The organism is Ornithinimicrobium jinqii (assembly GCF_045032595.1).
In the GTDB taxonomy this organism is placed as follows: Bacteria; Actinomycetota; Actinomycetes; order Actinomycetales; family Dermatophilaceae; genus Ornithinicoccus.
Genome location: NZ_JBJFZS010000021.1, coordinates 87,734 through 107,410 on the forward strand (window position 1 = coordinate 87,734; position 19,677 = coordinate 107,410).

Here is a 19,677-nt window from a genome sequence, read left to right on the forward strand (position 1 = left end):
GCTGGGCCACCGCTCTTCGACAGGACGGCAGCGCTCTGCCGTCCTAGCGTGGGAGCTCAGCCGTCGACGACGACGGCGCCCCCTGCCCCACGGAGGAACGATGGCCGCCAAGAAGCCCGCCCCTACCCCTGCCGTCGAGGCCGGAGGGCCGCAGCTGCCGGGCTACCCGCAGGACCCCGCCCCGCCGAAGCCGCCGACCCCCTCCAACTCGGGCGCGGCAGCCGACAACCCGCTCTACACCGACGCGACCGAGCCGGGCGAGGGCGGCGAGCTGCACCAGCTGCCGGGCGACGGCACACCCCCGCTGACGACCTCCCAGGGGCAGCAGCTCTCGGACGACCAGAACTCGCTGAAGGTCGGCGACCGCGGCCCGACCCTCCTCGAGGACTTCGCGTTCCGCGACAAGATCTTCCACTTCGACCACGAGCGGATCCCCGAGCGGGTCGTCCACGCCCGGGGGTACGGCGCGCACGGCACCTTCACCGCGGCCGAGGACCTGTCCGACCTGACGCGGGCCTCGCTCTTCGCCGCGGCCGGCAAGGAGACGCCGGTGTTCGTCCGGTTCTCCACGGTGGCGGGCAACCTGGGCTCCTTCGACCTCGCGCGCGACATCCGCGGCTTCGCGACGAAGTTCTACACCGACGAGGGCAACTGGGACCTGGTGGGCAACAACATCCCGGTGTTCTTCATCCAGGACGCCATCAAGTTCCCCGACCTCGTCCACGCGGTCAAGGAGGAGCAGGACCGCGGCTGGCCGCAGGCGCAGTCGGCCCACGACACGTTCTGGGACTTCGTCGGCCTGATGCCCGAGTCGACCCACACGCTGCTGTGGCAGATGTCGGACCGGACGATCCCGCGGTCGTTCCGCTTCATGCAGGGGTTCGGCGTGCACACCTTCCGGTTCGTCGACGCCGACGGGCGCAGCACCTTCGTCAAGTTCCACTGGGTCCCCAAGCAGGGGCTGCAGTCGGTGGTGTGGAACGAGGCCGTCAAGATCAACGGCGCCGACCCAGACTTCCACCGGCGAGACCTGTGGACCGCGATCAAGAACGGCGACTTCCCCGAGTGGGACCTGTGCGTCCAGGCCTTCGACGACGAGTTCGCCGACGCCTTCGAGTTCGACGTCCTCGACTCCTCGAAGATCATCCCCGAGGAGCAGGTGCCGCTGCGGGTGATCGGCACGATGCGGCTGGACCGGGTGGTCGACAACGTCTTCAGCGAGACCGAGCAGGTCGCGTTCATGACGCAGAACGTCGTGCCCGGCATCGACTTCAGCAACGACCCGCTGCTGCAGGGGCGCAACTTCTCCTACCTCGACACCCAGCTCAAGCGGCTCGGCTCGACCAACTTCAGCCAGCTGCCGGTCAACGCCCCGCGCTGCCCCGTCATGCACTTCCAGCGCGACGGCCACATGCAGTTCGGGCGGCAGGCGGGCCGGGCCAACTACGAGCCGAACTCGTTCACCGGCGCCGCCGCCGGCCCGAGGGCCGACCAGGAGGCGGGCTTCCGCACCTTGGAGCGGCCGGAGAGCGGTGACACGCGGCGGGTGCGAGCCGAGAGCTTCGCCGACCACTACTCCCAGGCGGGGCAGTTCTACCGCAGCCAGAGCGGGCCGGAGCAGGACCACATCCGGATGGCGTTCGTCTTCGAGCTGTCCAAGTGCGAGATCCCGACGATCCGCGAACGGATCGTCGCCAACCTGCGCAACGTCGACGAGGACCTCGCCGCCGGGGTCGCGGACGGTCTCGGGATCGACCTGCCCGACGCGACGCCGCCGGCCGTCGCGGCGCGCACCGACCTGCCCGAGTCACCGCCCCTGAGCATGACGTTCCGGGCGCCGGCGAGCTTCGCCGGGCGCAAGCTGGGCATCCTGGTGGCCGACGGCACCGACGGCGCTGCCCTGGACGCGCTGACCAGGGCCTTCGTGGACGGCGGTGCGATGGTCGAGACGATCGGCCTCAAGGTCGGCGGGGTCGACCTCGCTGGCGGCGAACGGCGGCCGGTCGACCACAAGATCGACGGTGGCCCCTCGGTGCTCTTCGACGCGGTCGCCCTTCTCGCCGAGGGTGCCGGGGCCGAGGAGCTGGCCGGCCACCCGGCCACCCGTGACTTCGTCGCCGACGCGTTCTCGCACTACAAGTTCATCGGCCACGTGCCTGGCGCCACGCCGGTGCTGAAGGCCGGCGGGGTCGCTGACCGGCTGGACGAGGCGTGCCTGGACCTGGCCACCACCACCCCGAGCGAGTTCTTCACGGCCTGCGCGGCGATGCGGCACTGGGCGCGGGACGTCTGAGGCGCGCCCGCGGCCACTCCCACCGTCTTGGAGCCTGAAGGCGGTCCTGGAGCCGGCAGGAGCCGGCTCCAGGACGCGTGTCCGGCCACCAGTCTGCAAGAAAGGGGTGACGGAGGGTCGCCGTCCTCAGTCGCGCAGCTCGGCCGGCAGCCCGGCCCGGGCGAACGCCTCGGCGTCGAAGAACCCGACGACAGCCGTGACGACACCGTCGACGATATCCACCACCACCAGCTGGAACGGACGGTGCACGCCGTCCTCGCCGCGGAAGTACATCCCGGCCGCCGGCTGGCCGTTGGAGACCGTCGGCACCATGAGCAGGTCCCGGGGCGCCGTGGCGGGGCACTGCGTCCCGATGAGCGCGGCGATCGCCTCACGCCCGAGGTAGTAGCGGTCGAAGGGCGGCATCTGCCAGCTCGCCTGGTCGGCCATCACGCCCACGACCGCAGGCACGTCATACCGCTCGAAGGCGTCGCAGAAGCGGGCGAAGACCGCGCGCTCCTCGGCGTCGAGCTCGTGCACGCGCCGCCCCGCACGGCTGACGCCCTCGCCGATCGTCGCCCGCGCCCGCTGGAGCGCGGAGTTGGCCGCCGCGACGGAGCAGCCCAGCGCCTCGGCGGTCTCGGCCGCCGACATCTGCAGCACGTCTCGCAGCACGAGCACGGCGCGCTGGCGCGGCGGCAGGTCCTGCAGGGCGGCGACGACAGCCAGCTGCACGCCCTCGTTCGCGACCGCGGCCTCCGCCGGGTCCGGCTGAGCCTCGCCCCACACCATCCGGTCCGGCAGCGGCTCCAGCCAGTCCCGCGAGCGGTCCTCCACCACGGGGACGTGGGGGTCGCCGGGCGGCTGGCCGAGCCCGCTCGGCAACGGTCGGCGCCCCTGCCGCTTGAGCGCGGTGAGGCAGGTGTTCGTGGCGATCGTGTACATCCAGGTGCGCACCGACGACCGCCCCTCGAAGGAGTGGAACGCCCTCCACGCCCGCAGGTACGTCTCCTGCACCATGTCCTCGGCCTCGCCCGCGGAGCCCAGCATCCGGTAGCAGTGGGCCAGCAGCTCCCCACGCAGCGGTGCCGTGAGCTCCTCGAACGTCGTCGCGCCCGCCTGGTCCTCGACCGTGCTCATCAGCGTGTCACCTCGCCTCGTCGTCCCTGTCACCCGCGTGGCTGTCACCGTCGCTCACCACGCCCGGGCCCGACGTCCACAGTGGCACCGGTCGGCCCTTCCGGTCCACCCCCTGGAGTGACCGGCTCCATCCAGAGGATCTCCCAGATGTGGCCGTCGGGGTCGCTGTAGGACCGGCCGTACATGAACCCTTCGTCCTCGGTCCGCACGTCCGCCCCGCCGAGGGCCACCGCGCGGTCCACGATCGAGTCGACGGCCCCGCGGGAGTCGGCCGACAGGCACAGCAGGGTCTCCACCGTTCCGGGCCCGGCTGTCCGGCCGTCGTGGAAGCGGGCGAAGAAGTCCTGCGTCAGCAGCATGGCGTGCAGGGTGGGGCCCAGCTCGAGGCACAGTCCGCGCTCGTCGCAGAAGTCCTCGTTGAAGGTGTAGCCGAGCCCGCCGAAGAACGCGCGGCTGCGCGCCAGGTCGGCGACCGGGAGGTTGACGAAGATCAGCTGGTGCACGGGGGCTCCTCTGCTCGGGGCACGCGGCGGGTATGGCGTGCACGTGCCAGTACCGACCACGCCCGCCGGCCCAAGTCATCGGTCCGGGCCACCCGGCGCGTCAGGTCGGGCCACCCGACGCGTCCGGTCGAGTATGATGGTTGCATCATGCAACTTTCTGAAGAGCTGGCCCGCGCCTTCGCGTCGATGGGACGCCTCCTGGACGACTTCCAGGGCGAGGAGCTCTCCCGGCCCGACTTCACGGTGCTCGTGCGCCTCGCCCCCAAGGACCCGACCGGCGAGCCCGTGCGCTCCCGTGACCTTGCTCGCTCCGAGGGGCTCGACCCCTCGACGATGAGCCGGCGCCTCGCCTCGCTCGCCGACCGGGGGCTCGTCGCGCGCGAGCCGGACCCCGCCGACGGCCGGGCCCACCTGCTCACCCTCACCGACGCGGGGTGCGAGGCGGTCCGTCGTGAGCGCGCCCGGCGGGTGACTCTCGTCACCGACGCCCTCGACGGCTGGGACGACCCGGACCGCGCCGAGCTCGCCCGGCTCCTCTCCCAGCTCACCGACAGCCTCGAGACCCGCCGCGCCCAGCGGCGCCCTGCCGGGCGCGCCCGCTGACCGCACCGCATACCCCCGAAGGACCCTCGTGACCACCACCGCACCACCGCCCGGGCGCACCGAGCCCCCCGTCCCCTACACGATGACCCGGGCGCACCGCCGCGTCTTCGCCGGGCTCATGCTCGGCATGTTCGTCGCGTCCGTCAGCCAGACCATCGTCGGCCCGGCGATGCCGAGGATCGTCGCCGAGCTCGGGGGGATGGAGCACTACAGCTGGGTGGCCACCGCCGCGATGCTCGTCTCGGCCATCGTCGTGCCGATCGTCGGCAAGCTCTCCGACATCTACGGCCGCCGCGGCTTCTACCTCGCCGGCCTGGTCGTCTTCATGCTCGGCTCGGTCATCTCCGGCCTCGCCCCCAACTTCTGGACGCTGGTCGCCGGCCGGGCCGTGCAGGGGCTGGGCATGGGCACCCTGATGCCGCTGTCGCAGACGATCATCGGCGACATCATCCCGGCGCGGCAGCGTGGGAAGTACCAGGGCCTGATGGGTGCCGTCTTCGGCGTGACCTCGGTCGCCGGGCCGCTGGCCGGTGGCTTCATCACCGACGCCTGGGGGTGGCGCTGGCTCTTCTTCGCGGCGCTGCCGATCGGCGTCGTCGCCCTCTTCTTCATCGCCCGGTTCCTCCACCTCGACCACGTGCCCACGCGCGGGCGGATCGACGTCGCCGGGATCGCCACCCTCACCCCCGCGCTGGTCGCCGTCCTGCTCGCGACGTCCTGGGGAGGCGTGACCTACCCGTGGGGCTCGGTGCCGGTCATCGGCCTGTTCGCCGTCGGGGCGGCCCTGCTGGCCGCCTTCGTCTGGATCGAGCTGCGCGCCGTCAACCCGCTGCTGCCCCTCGGCCTCTTCCGCAACAGCATCTTCACGTGGTCCAACGTCGCGGCCTTCGGGCTGGCGATGGTGATGTTCGGCTCGATCATCTACATCCCCATCTACGCCCAGGGGGTGCTGGGGGTCGGGGCCACCGAGTCCGGCCTGATCCTCATGCCGATGATGCTCGGGATGATCGTCCTCGGCATCCTGTCGGGCCTCGTCATCACCCGCACCGGGCGCTACAAGGAGATCATGCTGCTGGGCGTCCTCGTCCTCACCGTCGGCCTGTGGATGCTCACCCGCCTGACCGTCGACTCCACGCAGCTGCAGATGACCGCCGGCATGGCCGTGATGGGCGTCGGGCTGGGGATGGCGATGCAGCAGTACACCCTCGTGGTGCAGAACGCCGTGTCCCGCAGCGACCTCGGTGTCGCGACGGCGGCCCTGCAGTTCTTCCGCAACGTCGGCAACACCGTGGGCATCGCGATCTTCGGCTCGGTCATGACCGCCGGCATGGCGCAGGCGATCGCCTCGCACCTGCCCCCGGAGCTCGTCGAGGGTGCCGCCGGGCTGGAGGACGTCGGCGCGGGGGCGGCGCTGGACCCCGCCGTCACCGCCGGTCTGCCCCCCGAGATCCTCGCCGCCGTCCGCGCCGGACTCGCCGACCAGCTCCACGACGTCTTCGTGCTCGGCCTGCCGGTCATGGCCGTGGTCTTCCTGGCGACCCTGGCCATCCGCGCCATCCCGCTGCGCGAGACCGTGCAGTCGCCGGAGGACGCGCAGAACGAGTACCTCGACACGATGGCGATGAGCGCACCCCCGGAGGGCTTCGTCCCGAGCCTGCGCCAGGACGACCGGCCCGGTGCCCGCACCCGGGAACGGGTCCTGGGCATCCAGCTCGGGGTCCTCGCCAGGCAGGCCTGCCGCGACGACCGACCGCTCTTCCGGCGGGCGGTCCTGGAGCTCGGCGGGGGAGACCTCGACCGCGGCCGGGCGCTGCTGGGGCGGGCCTCGCGGATGCTCACCAGCGACGACCCGCGCGAGGCCGCGGAGGCGGAGAGGTATGCCGTGGAGCTGGGACGGGCGGCGTCGGCGCCCGGGGGGCTCCTCAGCGAGGAGCTGCGTCAGGAGCTGGCGGTCCGCGCTGCGGCGGCCCGACCGGCGCAGGAGGTGCTGTCCAGCATCGAGCCCACGGTGGCTCAGCGGCACGAGTCGGTCGACCTCGCGCAGCTGCGTCACGCGGCCTCCGAGCTGTCCGCGGTGCTGCTGGTCGAGCTGGCCGCCGTGGCTCGTGAGGAGCCTGGGGCCCCACCAGCCACCGGTCCTGCCTAGTCGGTCACCAGCCCCTGCGCCTCCTCCAGCCAGGACTGCAGGGCGGTGCGGTGCTCGGGAAGGGCGACGGTGAGCAGGTCCTCGACCATGGCTGCGACGCGCCGGGGGATCTGCAGGGTGTCCTTGCCGTAGTGCAGAGGCTCGGCCAGCGCCAGGTCGACCAGCTGCTCCACCCGCTGGGGGAGGTGCACGAGGCGGACCTCCCCCTCGGAGGTCACCAGCGCGGGGAGCTCCGCACGCGTGACCGTCAGCCGCAGGATCCGGTGCAGCTCATCGAGCACCTGGACGCCGGTGGTGGGGTCGTTGATGCCCGGTGACAGGGCTCGCTCGGCGATGTCGACGAGCTTGCGGACGCCGAAGGCGGGGTCCTGGTTGAAGAAGCGGTCCTTCTCCACCACGACCAGGCGCCGCAGCGGCTCGAGCTCGCTGGCGTCGAGCTCCGGGGCGCCGGCGGCACGCCACACCCGGATCGCGGGTGCGCCCTGGGGCACGAACGCGCCCACCTGCAGGAGCACCTCGACGACCGCGTCGTGCTCCGCCGCCCACGCGACCAGCTCGCGGTGGTCGACCTCGACGATCGCCCCGTGCTCCTGCGCCGGGACGGTCTGGGGCGTCAACCCCTCCTCGGGCACCCAGGTGTCCGTCCCCAGCCGCGCGCCCGGCGCGTCGGGCTCGGGCAGGTAGCGGTCCACGACGTCGACGGTGTCGTCGCCGAGGTGGGACACGATGGAGGACACCTGGATGGAGTCGGTGATGTGGTGGATGAAGGCGAGGAACATCCCGACGCTGGCCAGCACGAGCACGAAGCCGAGCGTGACCGAGACCTGCGGCACGAACATCCCGCCCTCGCCGGACTCGCCCTCCACCGAGCGCAGGACGGTCAGCGCGTAGGTGAAGCTCGCGGCGAAGATGCCGAGCGTCACCTGGGTCACGCGGCTGGACAGGAAGTCACCCAGGACGCGGGGGCTGTACTGGCTGCTGGCCAGCTGCATCACGACCATGGTGATCGAGAAGACCAGGCCGGTCACCGAGATCATCGCGCCGGCGATGGTGCCGAGCATGTCCCGCGCCCCGCTCGGTCCGCCGGGGAAGAAGAACGGCAGCTCGTCGTCGAGGGTGCGGTCCAGCTCGGGCATGAAGATGCCCGCGACCGTGGCGGCCACGACGATCACCATCGGCAGGACCCAGAAGGGGCGCCAGACCCGGTCCCAGCGGCTGATCGACCGCGTCCTGGGCAGGGCGCCGACGTTGCCGGTGTCGGCGTCGGGCTGCGCCGTGGGGCTCATACCTGCATCCCCGGTGCGCGGGCCCCTCGGGACGACGGCAGGGCCGAGCGGTCCATCCGCCGCAGCAGACCCAGCTGGGCCCCCCGCTCCCGCGCGAACGCACGCCGGGGAGAGGAGCTCACCGCGCCGTCGAGCAGCCGCTTGGCCCTCCCCAGCGCCTCGCGGTTGTGCGTGACCATCTCGGCCACCAGCTCCTCGGCCGCGGCGAGGGGGTCGTCAGCCACCCGCGTCACCAGCCCCAGCCGGTGCGCCTCCGCACCGCTCAGCAGGCGTGCCGTGAGCGTGAGGTCCTTGGCCACGTCCAGACCCACCACCTCGACGAGCGACCGCGTGCCGCTCATGTCCGGCACCAGTCCCCACCGGGCCTCGCGCACCGACCACTGCGCGTCGGGCGCGCTGACCCGCAGGTCGGCCCCCAGCGCCAGCTGCAGCCCGGCGCCCAGGCAGTGCCCATGGACCGCGGCCACCACCGGAACCGGGAGCCGGCGCCAGGCCCAGCACGCCTCCTGGAAGACGTTGGTGCCCAGCCACGGCCGCGGGACGAAGCGTGCCGCAATGGCTCGTGGCTGCCGCAGCGCCGCGGCCAGGTCGAGGCCCGCGCAGAAGGCCCCGCCCTCGCCGGAGAGCACCACGGCCCTGGCCTCCGGGTCCCGGCCGATCGCGCGTGCCACGGCCACCAGCTCGTCGAGCATGCTCAGCGTCAGCGCGTTGAGCTTCTCGGGTCGGGACAGGCGCACCCGCGCCACCCCGTCCCCGACCTCGCAGACGACGTGGTCCTCGGCGGTGCGTGACGTCATACCCCGGAGCATGTCAGGTGCGACCGGGCTGTCGACGGGTGGACGTCACCCCAGGGGCCGCCCGGGGCTCACCCGGCCAGCCCGAGGAACTCCCGGATCGCCGGCAGCTCCCGCCTCGCCTGCGCCAGCCCCGCCGCGTGGCTGGCGCGCAGCCGTGCGGTGTCGCGCGTGCCGTTGCCCACCGGCATCGCCTCGGGCACGAAGAGGTAGGCCGCACCGGCGCGCTCCAGCTCCCAGAGCTCCTCGCGCGTCGCGTTGTAGCGGGCCGGGCGCCCGCGCAGCGCGTCGGCGACGGCCGGCAGGCGGCGGAAGTGCCGCCTCAGGTACCAGTCGTTGCGCGAGGGCGTCTTGACGTAGCCGCGCTCCTGGGTGAGCACGACGAGGAACTTCCGGTAGCCGTCCGCCCGCGCCGCGTCGAGCGGGATCCCGCCGGAGGGTCCCAGGGCGCCGTCGACATAGACCTCGCCGTCGATCGTCACCGGTGGCATGACGACCGGCATCGTCGACGACGCGCGCACCCGCACCATGAGGTCGCCGACCGTCCCCAGGTCCTCCCGGCCCCAGTAGACGGCCTCGCCACGGGTGGCGTTGAAGCCACCGATCCGCACCTGCACCGGGTTCGCGGTGAAGGTCTCGAAGTCGAACGGCAGCGCCTGACCGGGCAGCCCGGTCTCCTCGTAGATGTACTGCGCGTTGAACAGCCCCTGCCCGCGCACGAACGTCCGCCAGTCCCCGAACCGCGGGTCGCTGACGAAGTCGGTGAAGCTGTGCCGCGCCCGCCACGGGTCCCGCGAGACGTAGTTGACGGTGTTGCTCGAGCCCGCCGAGATCCCGCCGACCCAGTCGAGGTGGATGCCGGCCTCGAGCAGCGCGACGAGCAGCCCGGACGTGTAGGAGGCCCGCATGCCACCGCCCTCGAAGACCAGGGCGGTGCCGGTCACGGTGGAGGTGAGCTGCTCCATCCCCCGAGGGTAGGGGGTGCCTCCAGGACCCGACGCTCCTCGTCGTCGGTGAGGCCGGCGGCGCGCGGGGTGGTGCGCGTCTCCTCGTAGGCCAGAGCGTCGCGCAGGGTGTCTGCCAGCGGTCGGGTGCGCAGCCCGGCGGCCCTCGCCCTGGAGCTGTCCAGGGTGCCGAACCCGCGCATCGTCGCGTCGTCGAGCCACAGCGGCATCGAGGTCGGGCCCATCCAGGGCCGGACCCCGAGCTCGGCGAGGACGGGCGGGGGTATGGGGCGCGCGCGGGCGCCGGTGCCGGCTACCTGCGCGGCGGTCGCCAGGACGTGGGAGAGCGGGGTCGTCGGGCCGGTGACGTTGGAGGGGCCCTGGAGCCGCTGCTCCGTGGCCATGACGATCCATGCGGCCAGGTCGCGGACGTCGACCAGGGCGCACGGGAGGTCGGGGTCGTCGGGCACCGCGACCTCCTCGCCGACCGGGTGGGCGAACCTCCAGGGCCAGTAGCCGCTGCGTCCCGACGCGTCGCCCGGTCCGCCGATCAGCCCCGGGCGCACGACGGCGGCCGGCGTGCTGCTGGCCAGGTAGGTCTGCTCGCAGGTGACCTTGGCACCCCCGTAGGTCTCCATCCCCTCCATCCGGTCGGCGTCGTGGGCGTCGACCAGCGGGGCGTCCTCCGACGGCTCGGGACCCGTGCCGTCGGCGTAGACGTTGGCGGTGGAGACGAAGAGCCAGTGGCCGGTGGTGAGGTCGCGCACGGCCCGGCGGGCGTGGACGGGGTGCAGGGTCAGGTCGACCACGCCGTCCCAGGTCCGCCCGGCGGCAGGAGCGAGCCCGTCGTCCTCGTCACGGTCGGCGCGCACGAAGGCAACGCCCTCGGGCGGCGGGGCCGAGCCACGCGCGAGGCACGTGACCTGGTGGCCACGGCCGAGCGCGTCCTCGGCCACCGCGCGCCCGAGGAAACGGGTCCCACCCAGGATGAGGAGCTCCATACCCCCAGCCTGCCAGGGTGCGCCGACAGACCTCACCAGCGGTGGGCGACGTCCACGACCAGCCGGGCCCCGTCGCCGGGTCCGTCCAGCACGAGGACCCGGAAGGGCAGCCGTGCCCGGACGCCCAGCCCCAGCGTGGTCTGGCCCTCGAAGCTCCCGGCCCAGGCGACCTGGCGGAAGGTCGACCAGCCGTCCACGTCGACGAGCTCGTCCCGGTCGGCGACGGCGTAGGTCGGGCGGCCCCGGCCGTCGTAGGCCGGTGCGCGGAGCACGACCCGCAGGTCGGCGCCCCCGGCCAGCGGCACGGCCAGGCCGCTGCCGTCGCCGCGCACGGTGTCGACGTAGCGCACGTCGTAGGTGAGGGTGCCCGGCACGTCGTGGACGTCCAGGACCAGCCGGTCGAAGCAGCTGTGCCGGCCGGCGCGCACGTCGGTCAGCGTGCCCGTGGTGTGGGCCGTGCCGTTGCCCTTGGCCAGCGAGCCCCAGACCAGGCCGCAGGAGCTCGTGGTGGTGGCGGCGTGGGTGGCGACGCCCGCGGTCCCCCCGACCGCGGCCGTGCTGGGTGCGGCCGCGGTGGCCCCCAGCGCCACGGCGGCGGCGAGGGCGGTGAGGCGGAGGTGTCCCCGGCGAGTGCTCATGATGTCTTCCCCTTGGGTCGAGGGCAGGTGCCCTGCTCGTACGACGCGAAGCGCGTCATGCGGGGGAGTCGCGGGAGGGGGAGGAAAAGGTTGCGGTGGCCTCCGTTGGAGCGGGGTCGAGCAGCTGCTGAAGCGACTCGAAGGCGGCGGGCTCGATGCGGTACCAGGTCTGCCGACCCGCCCGCCGGCGGGTCAGGAAGCCCATCTCGTGCAGCGTGCCCAGGTGGTGGGACACCGTGGGCTGCGTCAGGCCGAGGTGGTGGCTCAGGTCGCTGGTCGTCGTCTCTGCGGCGGGACGCGTCCGGATCCTCCCGAGGATGCGCAGCCGCACCGGGTCGCCCAGGGTCCTCAGCGCCCGGGCGAGGAAGTCGGCGTCGTCCTCCGACAGCTCCGCGGCGAGCAGGGGGGCGCAGCACAGGGCGGAGAGCAGGCGAGGGACACCCGCGGGGGAATGGGTTGACGCCGTCGCAGCATTCATAGATAGTCATCTAAGCATTAGACAGGCATCTATGCAAAGGAGCACCATGCCGTCCTTCATCATCGACCTCCTCCTACGGGTCCTCGAGCGCGTCGTGAGCACGGTGGAGCACACCTGGCCCTACCTGCTCATCAGCATCGTGCTGGCCGCCGCCATCCAGGTGTACGTCGGCACCGACCGCCTGGCGCGCTGGATGCGCCGGAGCACGCCGGTGGCGGTCCTGGGCGCGGTGGCCCTGGGCGCGCTGACCCCCTTCTGCTCCTGCGGCACCATGGCGGTGATCCTCGGTTCCCTCGCCGCCTCGGTGCCCTGGGCCCCGGTGGTCGCGTTCATGGTCTCCTCACCGCTGACGAGCCCGGGGGAGTACGTCCTGTCGCTGGGGCTCTTCGGGGCCGGCTTCGCCACGACCTTCCTCGTGGCGGCGATCGGGGTCGGCCTGCTGGGCGGGGCGGCGGCATGGGCGCTCGAGCGGACCGGCTGGCTGGCGGGCCAGGCCCGGATCAGTGCCCCGCCGGCCGCTGTCCCGTGCTGCGCCGCCGAGCTCGTCGGTGTCGGCGTGCCGGCCGGCGGGGTCGACCTTCCCCCCGGGGCCGACCTTCCCGCCGGGCACCCTGACGAGGCGGCACCGACGACGTCGTGCTGCTCCGAGGCCCGGTCGCCCCACCGGCAGTTCCTCTCCGCGATCCTGGACAACGGTCGGCGGCTGGCCACCTTCTTCCTCGCCTTCGCCTTCCTCGGCTACCTGCTCATCGAGCTCGTGCCGTCGTCGGTCTTCGAGCAGCACCTCGGCGACGGCAACGCCCTGACGGCCGTGCCTCTCGCCGCCCTCCTGGGCATCCCGGTCTACCTGAACTCCGACGCCTCGCTGCCGCTCGTCGCCTCGCTCATGGACGGCGGGATGGGGGCCGGGCCCGCCCTGGCGTTCCTCGTGACCGGTGCCGGGACCAGCGTCGGGGCCATCAGCGGCATGCTCCTCGTCGCGCGCTGGCGGGTCGTCGCCCTCGTCGTGGTCACCCTGCTGCTGTCCGCGTGCCTCGTCGGATGGCTCGCACCCCTCTGGCTGACCTGACCAGCAGGTGCCGGACGACGTCGTCCCGCCGGGAACAACGGCGACCCCCCGTGGGTTGAGCCGAGTGAACTCAACTTCACTGAGTCCTGGTTTGACAACGGACCGACGGGGCGAGCAGGGTTGAGTGCAGACAGGGCAAGCCTCGCCGACCACGCCCACCCGGGCGGGGCGGCACGACATACCAAGGAGAGCAACGCATGGGACGTGCAGTCGGCATCGACCTCGGCACCACCAACTCGGCGGTCGCCGTCCTCACCGGCGGCGAGCCGGAGATCATCGCGAACGCGGAGGGCGGTCGCACGACGCCGTCCGTCGTCAGCTTCGCCAAGAACGGCGAGGTCCTCGTCGGGGAGGTCGCCAAGCGGCAGGCCGTGACCAACGTGGACCGCACCATCCGCTCCGTCAAGCGCCACATGGGCACCGACTGGAGCACCTCGATCGACGACAAGCAGTACACCCCCCAGGAGATCAGCGCGCGCATCCTGATGAAGCTCAAGCGCGACGCCGAGTCCTACCTGGGCGAGCCGGTCACCGACGCGGTCATCACCGTGCCCGCCTACTTCGACGACGCCGAGCGCCAGGCCACCAAGGACGCCGGTGAGATCGCCGGCCTCAACGTGCTGCGCATCGTCAACGAGCCGACCGCCGCCGCGCTGGCCTACGGCCTGGACAAGGGCAAGGAGGACGAGCTGATCCTCGTCTTCGACCTCGGTGGCGGCACCTTCGACGTCTCCCTGCTCGAGGTGGGCAAGGACGCCGAGGACGGCTTCGCGACCATCCAGGTCAAGGCCACCCACGGCGACAACAAGCTGGGCGGTGACGACTGGGACCAGCGCGTCATCGACCACCTCGTCACCACGGTCAAGAACCAGAGCGGCGTGGACCTGGCCAAGGACAAGATCGCCCTGCAGCGCCTCAAGGACGCTGCGGAGCAGGCCAAGAAGGAGCTGTCGTCCTCGACCAGCACCACCCTCAACCTGCAGTACCTGTCGATGGGCGAGAACGGCCCGATCCACCTCGACGAGACGCTCACCCGCGCCCAGTTCGAGCAGATGACGGCCGACCTCCTGGAGCGCACCAAGGCTCCCTTCCAGCAGGTCATCAAGGACACCGGCGTCAAGGTCGAGGAGATCGACCACGTCGTCCTCGTCGGCGGCTCGACCCGCATGCCTGCGGTCGTCGACGTCGTGCGCGCGCTGACCGGCGGCCAGGAGCCCAACAAGGGCGTCAACCCGGACGAGGTCGTCGCCGTCGGCGCCGCCCTGCAGGCCGGCGTCCTCAAGGGCGAGCGCAAGGACGTCCTGCTCATCGACGTCACCCCGCTGAGCCTGGGCATCGAGACCCAGGGCGGCATCATGACCCGCCTGATCGAGCGCAACACCGCGATCCCGACCAAGCGGAGCGAGGTCTTCACCACGGCCAGCGACAACCAGCCGTCGGTGGGGATCCAGGTCTACCAGGGCGAGCGTGAGATCGCGCAGCACAACAAGCTGCTCGGCAACTTCGAGCTGACCGGCATCGCCCCGGCCCCCCGCGGCGTGCCGCAGATCGAGGTCACCTTCGACATCGACGCCAACGGCATCGTGCACGTGTCCGCCAAGGACCGCGGCACGGGCAAGGAGCAGTCGATGACGATCTCCGGCGGCAGCGCGCTGCCCAAGGACGAGATCGAGCGGATGATCAAGGACGCCGAGGCGCACGCCGAGGAGGACAAGCAGCGCAAGGAGGAGACCGAGGCCCGCAACACCGCGGAGCAGCTGGTCTACTCGACCGAGAAGTTCCTCGCCGACAACGGCGAGCAGGTCCCCGCGGAGACGCGCGGCCCGGTCGACACCGCGCTGACCGCCCTCAAGGACGCCCTCAAGGCCGACTCGGGTGCCTCCATCGAGGACATCAAGGCCAAGATGGAGACCCTGTCGACGGAGTCCCAGAAGATGGGCTCGGCGATGTATGCCGCACAGGCCGAGTCGGGCGCCGGCGGCGCCGGGGCGGGCGCGGGCTTCGCGGACGCCACGGGCGCGGCCGACGTCGACCCGAACCGCACGCCGTCCGACGACGACGTGGTGGACGCCGAGGTCGTCGACGACGAGGAGACCAAGTGACCGACGTCGACGGCACCCCCACCGGGGGCGACCCTCGCGAGGGCGCTCCCGGCCAGGGGCCGGTCATCCGCGACAAGCGGCGGATCGACCCCGAGACCGGTGAGGCACGCACGCCGCCTGTCGCGGCGGGGCACGAGCCGGGCGAGGCGTCCGGAAGCGGGTCCGGGTCCGGGTCTGGGGCTGGGTCTGGCAGCGCCGTCGGCGGCGAGGTCGGTGAGACCCTCCCCGGATCCTCCGCCGGCGACGTCCACCCGGACACCGCGCTGGCCGTCGAGCGTCTCGAGGAGATGCGTCGGATGCAGGCCGAGTTCGTCAACTTCCGCAACCGCACCCAGCGGGAGCGGGCGGCGGACAGAGACCGTGCGGTCTCCTCGGTCGTCGAGGCGCTCCTGCCCGTGCTGGACGACGTCCACTCGGCGCGGGAGGCGGGCGACCTGACCGAGGGTCCGTTCGCGGTCATCGCCGAGAAGCTGGAGTCGACGCTGAGCCGGTTCGGTGTCGAGCGCGTGGGTCAGGTGGGGGACGTGTTCGACCCCCACCACCACGACGCGCTCACGATGCTCCCCGCCGGCAGCCCCGGGGCCGAGCTCCCGGAGGGCACGACCGAGACCACCGTGGTCAGGGTCGTCCAGCCGGGCTTCCGGATCGGCGAGCAGGTCGTGAGGGCCGCCACGGTCATCGTGGCCGACCCGCACTGACGCTCCGGTCGGAGATGATGAGCAGCACTACGAGGAGGTGAGCACCGATGGTCAGCCAGGACTGGATCGAGAAGGACTTCTACGCGATCCTCGGCGTCGAGAAGGACGTGGACGCCAAGACGCTGAAGAAGACCTACCGCAAGCTTGCGCGGCAGTGGCACCCGGACGCCAAGCCGGGCGACGCCGCGGCCGAGCAGAAGTTCAAGGACATCGGTGAGGCCTACGCCGTCATCTCCGACCCGGAGCAGCGCAAGCAGTACGACGCCGTCCGCGCGATGGGTGGTGGTGCCCGCTTCACCTCCGGCGGCGGAGCCGGGGGTGCGGGCGGGTTCGAGGACGTCTTCGCCCAGATGTTCGGCGGTTCCGGCGGGGGCACCCAGAACGTCCGCTTCACCACCGGGGGCGGAGCCGGTGGCATCGACCTCGAGGACCTGCTCGGGGCCTTCGGCGGGGCGGGCGGGGCGGGCGGCTTCCCCGGCGGCGCCCAGGGCTTCCCCGGGGCGGGGCAGCGTCAGGGCTACGGCGGCCGGGGCATGCCGCGCGGTCAGGATGTCGAGGCCCGCACCACGATCGACTTCCGCGCCGCCGCCACCGGCGACACGGTCACCCTCAGCAAGCCGGACGGCGGACGGATCACCACCCGCATCCCGGCCGGCGTCAAGGACGGGCAGCGGATCCGGCTGCGCGGCAAGGGCCAGCCCTCGCCCGTGCAGGGCGGCGAGGCGGGCGACATGATCCTGCACGTGACCGTCCGGCCGCACCCCGTCTTCGGACGGGAGGGCAGCCACCTCACGGTCGACCTGCCGGTGACGTTCAGCGAGGCCACCCTCGGCGCGACCGTGACGGTGCCCACCCTCGACGGCAGCACCGTCAAGGTCCGCATCGCCCCCGGCACGCCGTCAGGACGGGTGCTGCGCGTCAAGGGTCGCGGCATCGCCACCTCCTCCGGCACCGGCGACCTGCTGGCCAAGGTCCAGGTCGTCGTCCCCCAGCGGCTGTCCGACAAGGCCCGCGAGGCCGTCGAGGCGCTCGCCGCCGAGGAGGGCGACGTCGACCCCCGCGCGGCCCTGATGGGCCGCGCCCGGGAGTGATGAGCCATGGCCACCCCTGAGGGTCCTGACCGCGACACCCCCGTCTACGTCATCTCGGTCGCTGCGGAGCTCGCCGGCATGCACGCGCAGACGTTGCGGCAGTACGACCGTCTCGGCCTCGTCACCCCCTCCCGCACACGCGGCGGGGGCCGCCGCTACTCCGCCCGCGACATCGACCGGCTCCGCGAGGTCCAGGCGCTGTCGGCCGACGGGGTCAGCCTGGCCGGCATCCACCGCATCCTCGGGCTGGAGACCCAGGTCGAGGCGATGCGCAACCGGCTCGTCGCGCTGACCGCGGAGAATCAGGCACTCCGGGAGGCGCTCGGCCGCAGCCCGCGCGTCTTCGCGGCCGGGCTCTCCGGAGAGGTCGTCACCCTGCGCGCCGGCACCCGGCCCCGCGGCCCCGCGTCCAGCTCTGCGCTGGCGGTGTGGCGACCGCAGGGCTGGCCCTTCGGAGACTGACCGTGGGCGCACCCGCAGGGCACCCAACCCCCGGGGGCCACGCAGCGGTGCCCCCGGCGGTCCTCGACCTCGCCCGACCGGCCCGCCGGGTCTGCGTCCTCACCGGCGCGGGCATGTCGGCCGAGTCCGGCATCCCGACCTTCCGCGACGCACAGGTAGGGCTGTGGGAGCGCTTCGACCCGCTGGAGCTGGCGACCCTGTCGGCCTGGGCGTCCGACCCCGGGCAGGTCTGGGCCTGGTACGCCTGGCGTGCCGGCCTCGTGGCAGGGGCCCGCCCGCACGCAGGTCACCGCGCGCTCGCCCGGTGGCAGCGTCGGCCGGGCGTCGACCTCACGGTCGCCACCCAGAACGTCGACGACCTCCACGAGCGTGCCGGGTCCGACGTCCTGGCCCACCTCCACGGCAGCCTCTTCGTGCTGCGCTGCAGCGCGTGCGACCGGGCCAGCGACGCGTCATACCCCGTCATGCCCGAGCCCGTCGCCCGCCTGGACCCGCCGACCTGCACGTCGTGCGGCGGCCCGGTCCGGCCGGGGGTCGTCTGGTTCGGCGAGGCGCTGCCCGAGGACGACTTCCTCTCCGCGGTGGACGCCGCCCAGGCGGCCGACCTCGTGCTCGTCGTCGGGACCTCCGGGATCGTTCACCCCGCAGCGACCCTGCCGCACCTCGCCGGAGCCCGCGGAGTGCCGGTCGTCGAGGTCAACCCGCGCGAGAGCGCGGTGAGCGAGGCCGCGGACGAGGTATGGCGTGCCACCGCGGCGACCGCGCTCCCGGCTCTCGTCGAGGCGCTGGACGACGAGCGCGAGGCGTCGCGATGAGGCACGCCGACCGGACCTCGGCCCAGCGCCGCGTGGAGGACGCCATGGCGGCCACGCCGCGCTCGGCATACCTGCCGCCCGGTCAGCGGTGGGCGGCCGACCACGACGAGCCGCTGCGCATCGGCCACGGGGCCACCTGCTCGCAGCCCACGACCGTCCGGACGATGCTCTCGCTGCTCGACGTCCGCGAGGGCCAGCGCGTCCTCGACGTCGGCAGCGGGTCCGGGTGGACCACGGCGATCCTGGCCCGCCTGGTCGGGACGACCGGCAGCGTGCTGGGCGTCGAGATCGTGCCCGAGCTGGTGGAGGACGCGGCGGCGCGGCTGCGCCGGGACAAGCTCGGCCACGCGGCGGTCCGGGTGCCCGACGCCGACGTGGTGGGTGCCCCCGACGCCGGGCCGTTCGACCGCATCCTGGTGTCCGCGATGGCGCAGACCCTGCCGGAGCAGCTCGTCGAGCAGCTGGCACCGGACGGCCTCATGGTCCTCCCGCTCGACGGCCGGGTGGTCCGGGTGACCGTCGAGGACAACGTGCCCCGGGTCGACCCCGCACCCGGGTGGTACCGCTTCGTCCCCCTCCTCGGGTCCTGAGGGCAGGATGGGGCGGTGACCACGCCCCCGCTGCCCACCTACGCCGACGTCCAGGCCGCCGCCCGCATCCTCGACGGGGTCGCGCACCGCACGCCCGTGCTGCGCTCCCGCAGGCTCGACGCGCTCGCCGGCTGCGAGGTGCACCTCAAGGCCGAGCACCTGCAGCGGGTCGGGGCGTTCAAGTTCCGGGGCGCCTTCACCGCCCTGTCCGCCTTCGACGCCGACCAGCGGCGCGCAGGCGTCCTCGCCTGGTCCTCCGGCAACCACGCCCAGGCGGTGGCGCTCGCCGCGCGCGAGCTCGGCATGCCGGCCACGATCGTCATGCCCCACGACGCACCGGAGCTCAAGGTGGCCGCCACCCTCGGCTACGGCGCGGAGGTCGTCCGCTACGACCGCTGGACCGAGGACCGGGAGGCCATCGGCGCGGCGCTCGCCGCGGAGCGCGGCATGACCGTGGTCCCGCCCTACGACCACCCGGGCGTCATCGCCGGCCAGGGCACGGTGGTCAAGGAGCTGCTCGAGGACGTCCCCGACCTCGACGTCGTGGTCACCCCGCTCGGCGGCGGCGGGCTCCTGGCCGGCAGCCTCCTGTCGGCCCGGGCGGTGGCGCCACGGGCCCGGGTCTACGGCGTGGAGCCGGCGGCGGGCGACGACGGTCGCCGCTCCCTCGAGGAGGGGCGGATCGTCACGATCGGGACGCCGCGCACCATCGCCGACGGCGCCCAGACACTCCACCTGGGCGAGCTGACCTTCCCGATCCTCCGCGACGGTGTGACGGAGGTTGTCACGGCGACCGACGACCAGCTCGTGACGGCGATGCGCGTGGCGGCCTCCGTCCTCAAGCAGGTCGTCGAGCCCACCGGGGTGCTGGGACTGGCCGCGGTCCTCTCCGGCGCGGTGCCGCAGACGGCGGGTCTGCGGGTGGGTGTGGTGCTGTCCGGGGGGAACGTGGACCTGGAACGCTTCGCCGCGCTGGTCACCCAGGGTGCTGACGGGGCCGAGGGTGTAGAACAGACATGACGATGTATAACAAATATAACGACGC

Annotated in this window: 19 protein-coding genes; 11 read left to right on the top strand and 8 right to left on the bottom strand. The window is 72.9% G+C overall.

What is annotated here, in order from left to right:
- Positions 1-100 precede the first annotated feature (100 nt).
- Complete coding sequence (locus ACI3ET_RS10205) at positions 101-2,293, top strand: catalase (RefSeq protein WP_405032931.1); 2,193 nt, start codon at positions 101-103, stop codon at positions 2,291-2,293.
- Positions 2,294-2,419: 126 nt separating this feature from the next.
- Here ACI3ET_RS10205 and ACI3ET_RS10210 read toward each other — a convergent pair whose 3' ends face one another.
- Complete coding sequence (locus ACI3ET_RS10210) at positions 2,420-3,412, bottom strand: sigma-70 family RNA polymerase sigma factor (RefSeq protein ID WP_405032932.1); 993 nt, start codon at positions 3,410-3,412, stop codon at positions 2,420-2,422.
- A 44-nt stretch (positions 3,413-3,456) separates the two neighbouring features.
- Positions 3,457-3,915: a VOC family protein gene (locus ACI3ET_RS10215; protein ID WP_405032933.1), complete on the bottom strand. Its 459-nt coding sequence runs from the start codon at positions 3,913-3,915 to the stop codon at positions 3,457-3,459.
- A 147-nt stretch (positions 3,916-4,062) separates the two neighbouring features.
- Here ACI3ET_RS10215 and ACI3ET_RS10220 point away from each other — a divergent pair, with 147 nt between their 5' ends.
- Together ACI3ET_RS10220 and ACI3ET_RS10225 are read left to right on the top strand one after the other, a co-directional pair.
- Entirely contained in the window at positions 4,063-4,518 is a 456-nt protein-coding gene (locus tag ACI3ET_RS10220) for a MarR family winged helix-turn-helix transcriptional regulator (protein ID WP_405032934.1), read from the top strand.
- Between the two features lie 28 nt (positions 4,519-4,546).
- A complete protein-coding gene (locus tag ACI3ET_RS10225) occupies positions 4,547-6,664 on the top strand; it encodes an MDR family MFS transporter (protein WP_405032935.1) in 2,118 nt (705 codons plus the stop codon).
- Here the strand turns inward: ACI3ET_RS10225 and ACI3ET_RS10230 are convergent.
- From ACI3ET_RS10230 to ACI3ET_RS10255, 6 genes are all read right to left on the bottom strand, one after another.
- Positions 6,661-7,950 carry a DUF2254 domain-containing protein gene (locus tag ACI3ET_RS10230; protein ID WP_405032936.1) on the bottom strand — a complete coding sequence of 430 codons (1,290 nt, stop codon included), beginning with the start codon at positions 7,948-7,950 and terminating at the stop codon, positions 6,661-6,663. The genes ACI3ET_RS10225 and ACI3ET_RS10230 overlap by 4 nt on opposite strands.
- The gene (locus tag ACI3ET_RS10235) at positions 7,947-8,747 is read right to left on the bottom strand and encodes a crotonase/enoyl-CoA hydratase family protein (protein WP_405032937.1); all 801 of its coding nucleotides are present in this window, start codon (positions 8,745-8,747) and stop codon (positions 7,947-7,949) included. Before ACI3ET_RS10235 ends, ACI3ET_RS10230 begins: the two co-directional genes overlap by 4 nt.
- Before the next feature lie 68 nt (positions 8,748-8,815).
- The gene (locus tag ACI3ET_RS10240; protein WP_405032938.1) at positions 8,816-9,709 is read right to left on the bottom strand and encodes a patatin-like phospholipase family protein; all 894 of its coding nucleotides are present in this window, start codon (positions 9,707-9,709) and stop codon (positions 8,816-8,818) included.
- On the bottom strand, positions 9,685-10,689 hold the full coding sequence (locus tag ACI3ET_RS10245) for an NAD-dependent epimerase/dehydratase family protein (protein ID WP_405032939.1): 1,005 nt from the start codon (positions 10,687-10,689) through the stop codon (positions 9,685-9,687). The genes ACI3ET_RS10240 and ACI3ET_RS10245 overlap by 25 nt, the downstream gene beginning before the upstream one ends.
- Positions 10,690-10,721: 32 nt before the next feature.
- Positions 10,722-11,327: an AMIN-like domain-containing (lipo)protein gene (locus ACI3ET_RS10250; RefSeq protein ID WP_405032940.1), complete on the bottom strand. Its 606-nt coding sequence runs from the start codon at positions 11,325-11,327 to the stop codon at positions 10,722-10,724.
- Between the two features lie 55 nt (positions 11,328-11,382).
- Positions 11,383-11,805, bottom strand: coding sequence for an ArsR/SmtB family transcription factor (locus ACI3ET_RS10255; RefSeq protein WP_405032941.1), 423 nt, complete (start codon positions 11,803-11,805; stop codon positions 11,383-11,385).
- Between the two features lie 46 nt (positions 11,806-11,851).
- On the opposite strand from ACI3ET_RS10255, the gene ACI3ET_RS10260 reads away from it, so the two are divergent.
- The 8 genes from ACI3ET_RS10260 (at position 11,852) to ACI3ET_RS10295 (ending at position 19,652) form a co-directional block, all read left to right on the top strand.
- Positions 11,852-12,874, top strand: coding sequence for a permease (locus tag ACI3ET_RS10260; protein WP_405032942.1), 1,023 nt, complete (start codon positions 11,852-11,854; stop codon positions 12,872-12,874).
- 197 nt (positions 12,875-13,071) lie between these two features.
- Positions 13,072-14,976 (top strand): molecular chaperone DnaK, encoded by a 1,905-nt coding sequence (gene dnaK / locus ACI3ET_RS10265; RefSeq protein ID WP_405032943.1) that lies wholly within the window; start codon positions 13,072-13,074, stop codon positions 14,974-14,976.
- Positions 14,973-15,674, top strand: a complete 702-nt coding sequence (locus tag ACI3ET_RS10270; protein WP_405032944.1) for a nucleotide exchange factor GrpE — start codon at positions 14,973-14,975, stop codon at positions 15,672-15,674. Before dnaK ends, ACI3ET_RS10270 begins: the two co-directional genes overlap by 4 nt.
- A gap of 47 nt (positions 15,675-15,721) precedes the next feature.
- Entirely contained in the window at positions 15,722-16,765 is a 1,044-nt protein-coding gene (locus ACI3ET_RS10275) for a DnaJ C-terminal domain-containing protein (protein ID WP_405032945.1), read from the top strand.
- Positions 16,766-16,771: 6 nt separating this feature from the next.
- Positions 16,772-17,227, top strand: coding sequence for a heat shock protein transcriptional repressor HspR (locus ACI3ET_RS10280; RefSeq protein ID WP_405032946.1), 456 nt, complete (start codon positions 16,772-16,774; stop codon positions 17,225-17,227).
- 47 nt (positions 17,228-17,274) lie between these two features.
- On the top strand, positions 17,275-18,042 hold the full coding sequence (locus tag ACI3ET_RS10285) for an SIR2 family NAD-dependent protein deacylase (RefSeq protein WP_405032947.1): 768 nt from the start codon (positions 17,275-17,277) through the stop codon (positions 18,040-18,042).
- Positions 18,039-18,632, top strand: coding sequence for a protein-L-isoaspartate O-methyltransferase family protein (locus tag ACI3ET_RS10290; protein ID WP_405032948.1), 594 nt, complete (start codon positions 18,039-18,041; stop codon positions 18,630-18,632). Before ACI3ET_RS10285 ends, ACI3ET_RS10290 begins: the two co-directional genes overlap by 4 nt.
- Positions 18,633-18,647: 15 nt before the next feature.
- On the top strand, positions 18,648-19,652 hold the full coding sequence (locus ACI3ET_RS10295; protein ID WP_405032949.1) for a threo-3-hydroxy-L-aspartate ammonia-lyase: 1,005 nt from the start codon (positions 18,648-18,650) through the stop codon (positions 19,650-19,652).
- Positions 19,653-19,677 lie beyond the last annotated feature (25 nt).

Coding starts and splice junctions, on each gene's coding strand:
- ACI3ET_RS10205 (WP_405032931.1), top strand. CDS start 101: ATGGCCGCCAAGAAGCCCGCCCCTACCCCTGCCGTCGAGGCCGGAGGG.
- ACI3ET_RS10210 (WP_405032932.1), bottom strand. CDS start 3,412: ATGAGCACGGTCGAGGACCAGGCGGGCGCGACGACGTTCGAGGAGCTC.
- ACI3ET_RS10220 (WP_405032934.1), top strand. CDS start 4,063: ATGCAACTTTCTGAAGAGCTGGCCCGCGCCTTCGCGTCGATGGGACGC.
- ACI3ET_RS10230 (WP_405032936.1), bottom strand. CDS start 7,950: ATGAGCCCCACGGCGCAGCCCGACGCCGACACCGGCAACGTCGGCGCC.
- ACI3ET_RS10235 (WP_405032937.1), bottom strand. CDS start 8,747: ATGACGTCACGCACCGCCGAGGACCACGTCGTCTGCGAGGTCGGGGAC.
- ACI3ET_RS10240 (WP_405032938.1), bottom strand. CDS start 9,709: ATGGAGCAGCTCACCTCCACCGTGACCGGCACCGCCCTGGTCTTCGAG.
- ACI3ET_RS10245 (WP_405032939.1), bottom strand. CDS start 10,689: ATGGAGCTCCTCATCCTGGGTGGGACCCGTTTCCTCGGGCGCGCGGTG.
- ACI3ET_RS10250 (WP_405032940.1), bottom strand. CDS start 11,327: ATGAGCACTCGCCGGGGACACCTCCGCCTCACCGCCCTCGCCGCCGCC.
- ACI3ET_RS10255 (WP_405032941.1), bottom strand. CDS start 11,805: ATGAATGCTGCGACGGCGTCAACCCATTCCCCCGCGGGTGTCCCTCGC.
- ACI3ET_RS10260 (WP_405032942.1), top strand. CDS start 11,852: ATGCCGTCCTTCATCATCGACCTCCTCCTACGGGTCCTCGAGCGCGTC.
- dnaK (WP_405032943.1), top strand. CDS start 13,072: ATGGGACGTGCAGTCGGCATCGACCTCGGCACCACCAACTCGGCGGTC.
- ACI3ET_RS10275 (WP_405032945.1), top strand. CDS start 15,722: ATGGTCAGCCAGGACTGGATCGAGAAGGACTTCTACGCGATCCTCGGC.
- ACI3ET_RS10280 (WP_405032946.1), top strand. CDS start 16,772: ATGGCCACCCCTGAGGGTCCTGACCGCGACACCCCCGTCTACGTCATC.
- ACI3ET_RS10290 (WP_405032948.1), top strand. CDS start 18,039: ATGAGGCACGCCGACCGGACCTCGGCCCAGCGCCGCGTGGAGGACGCC.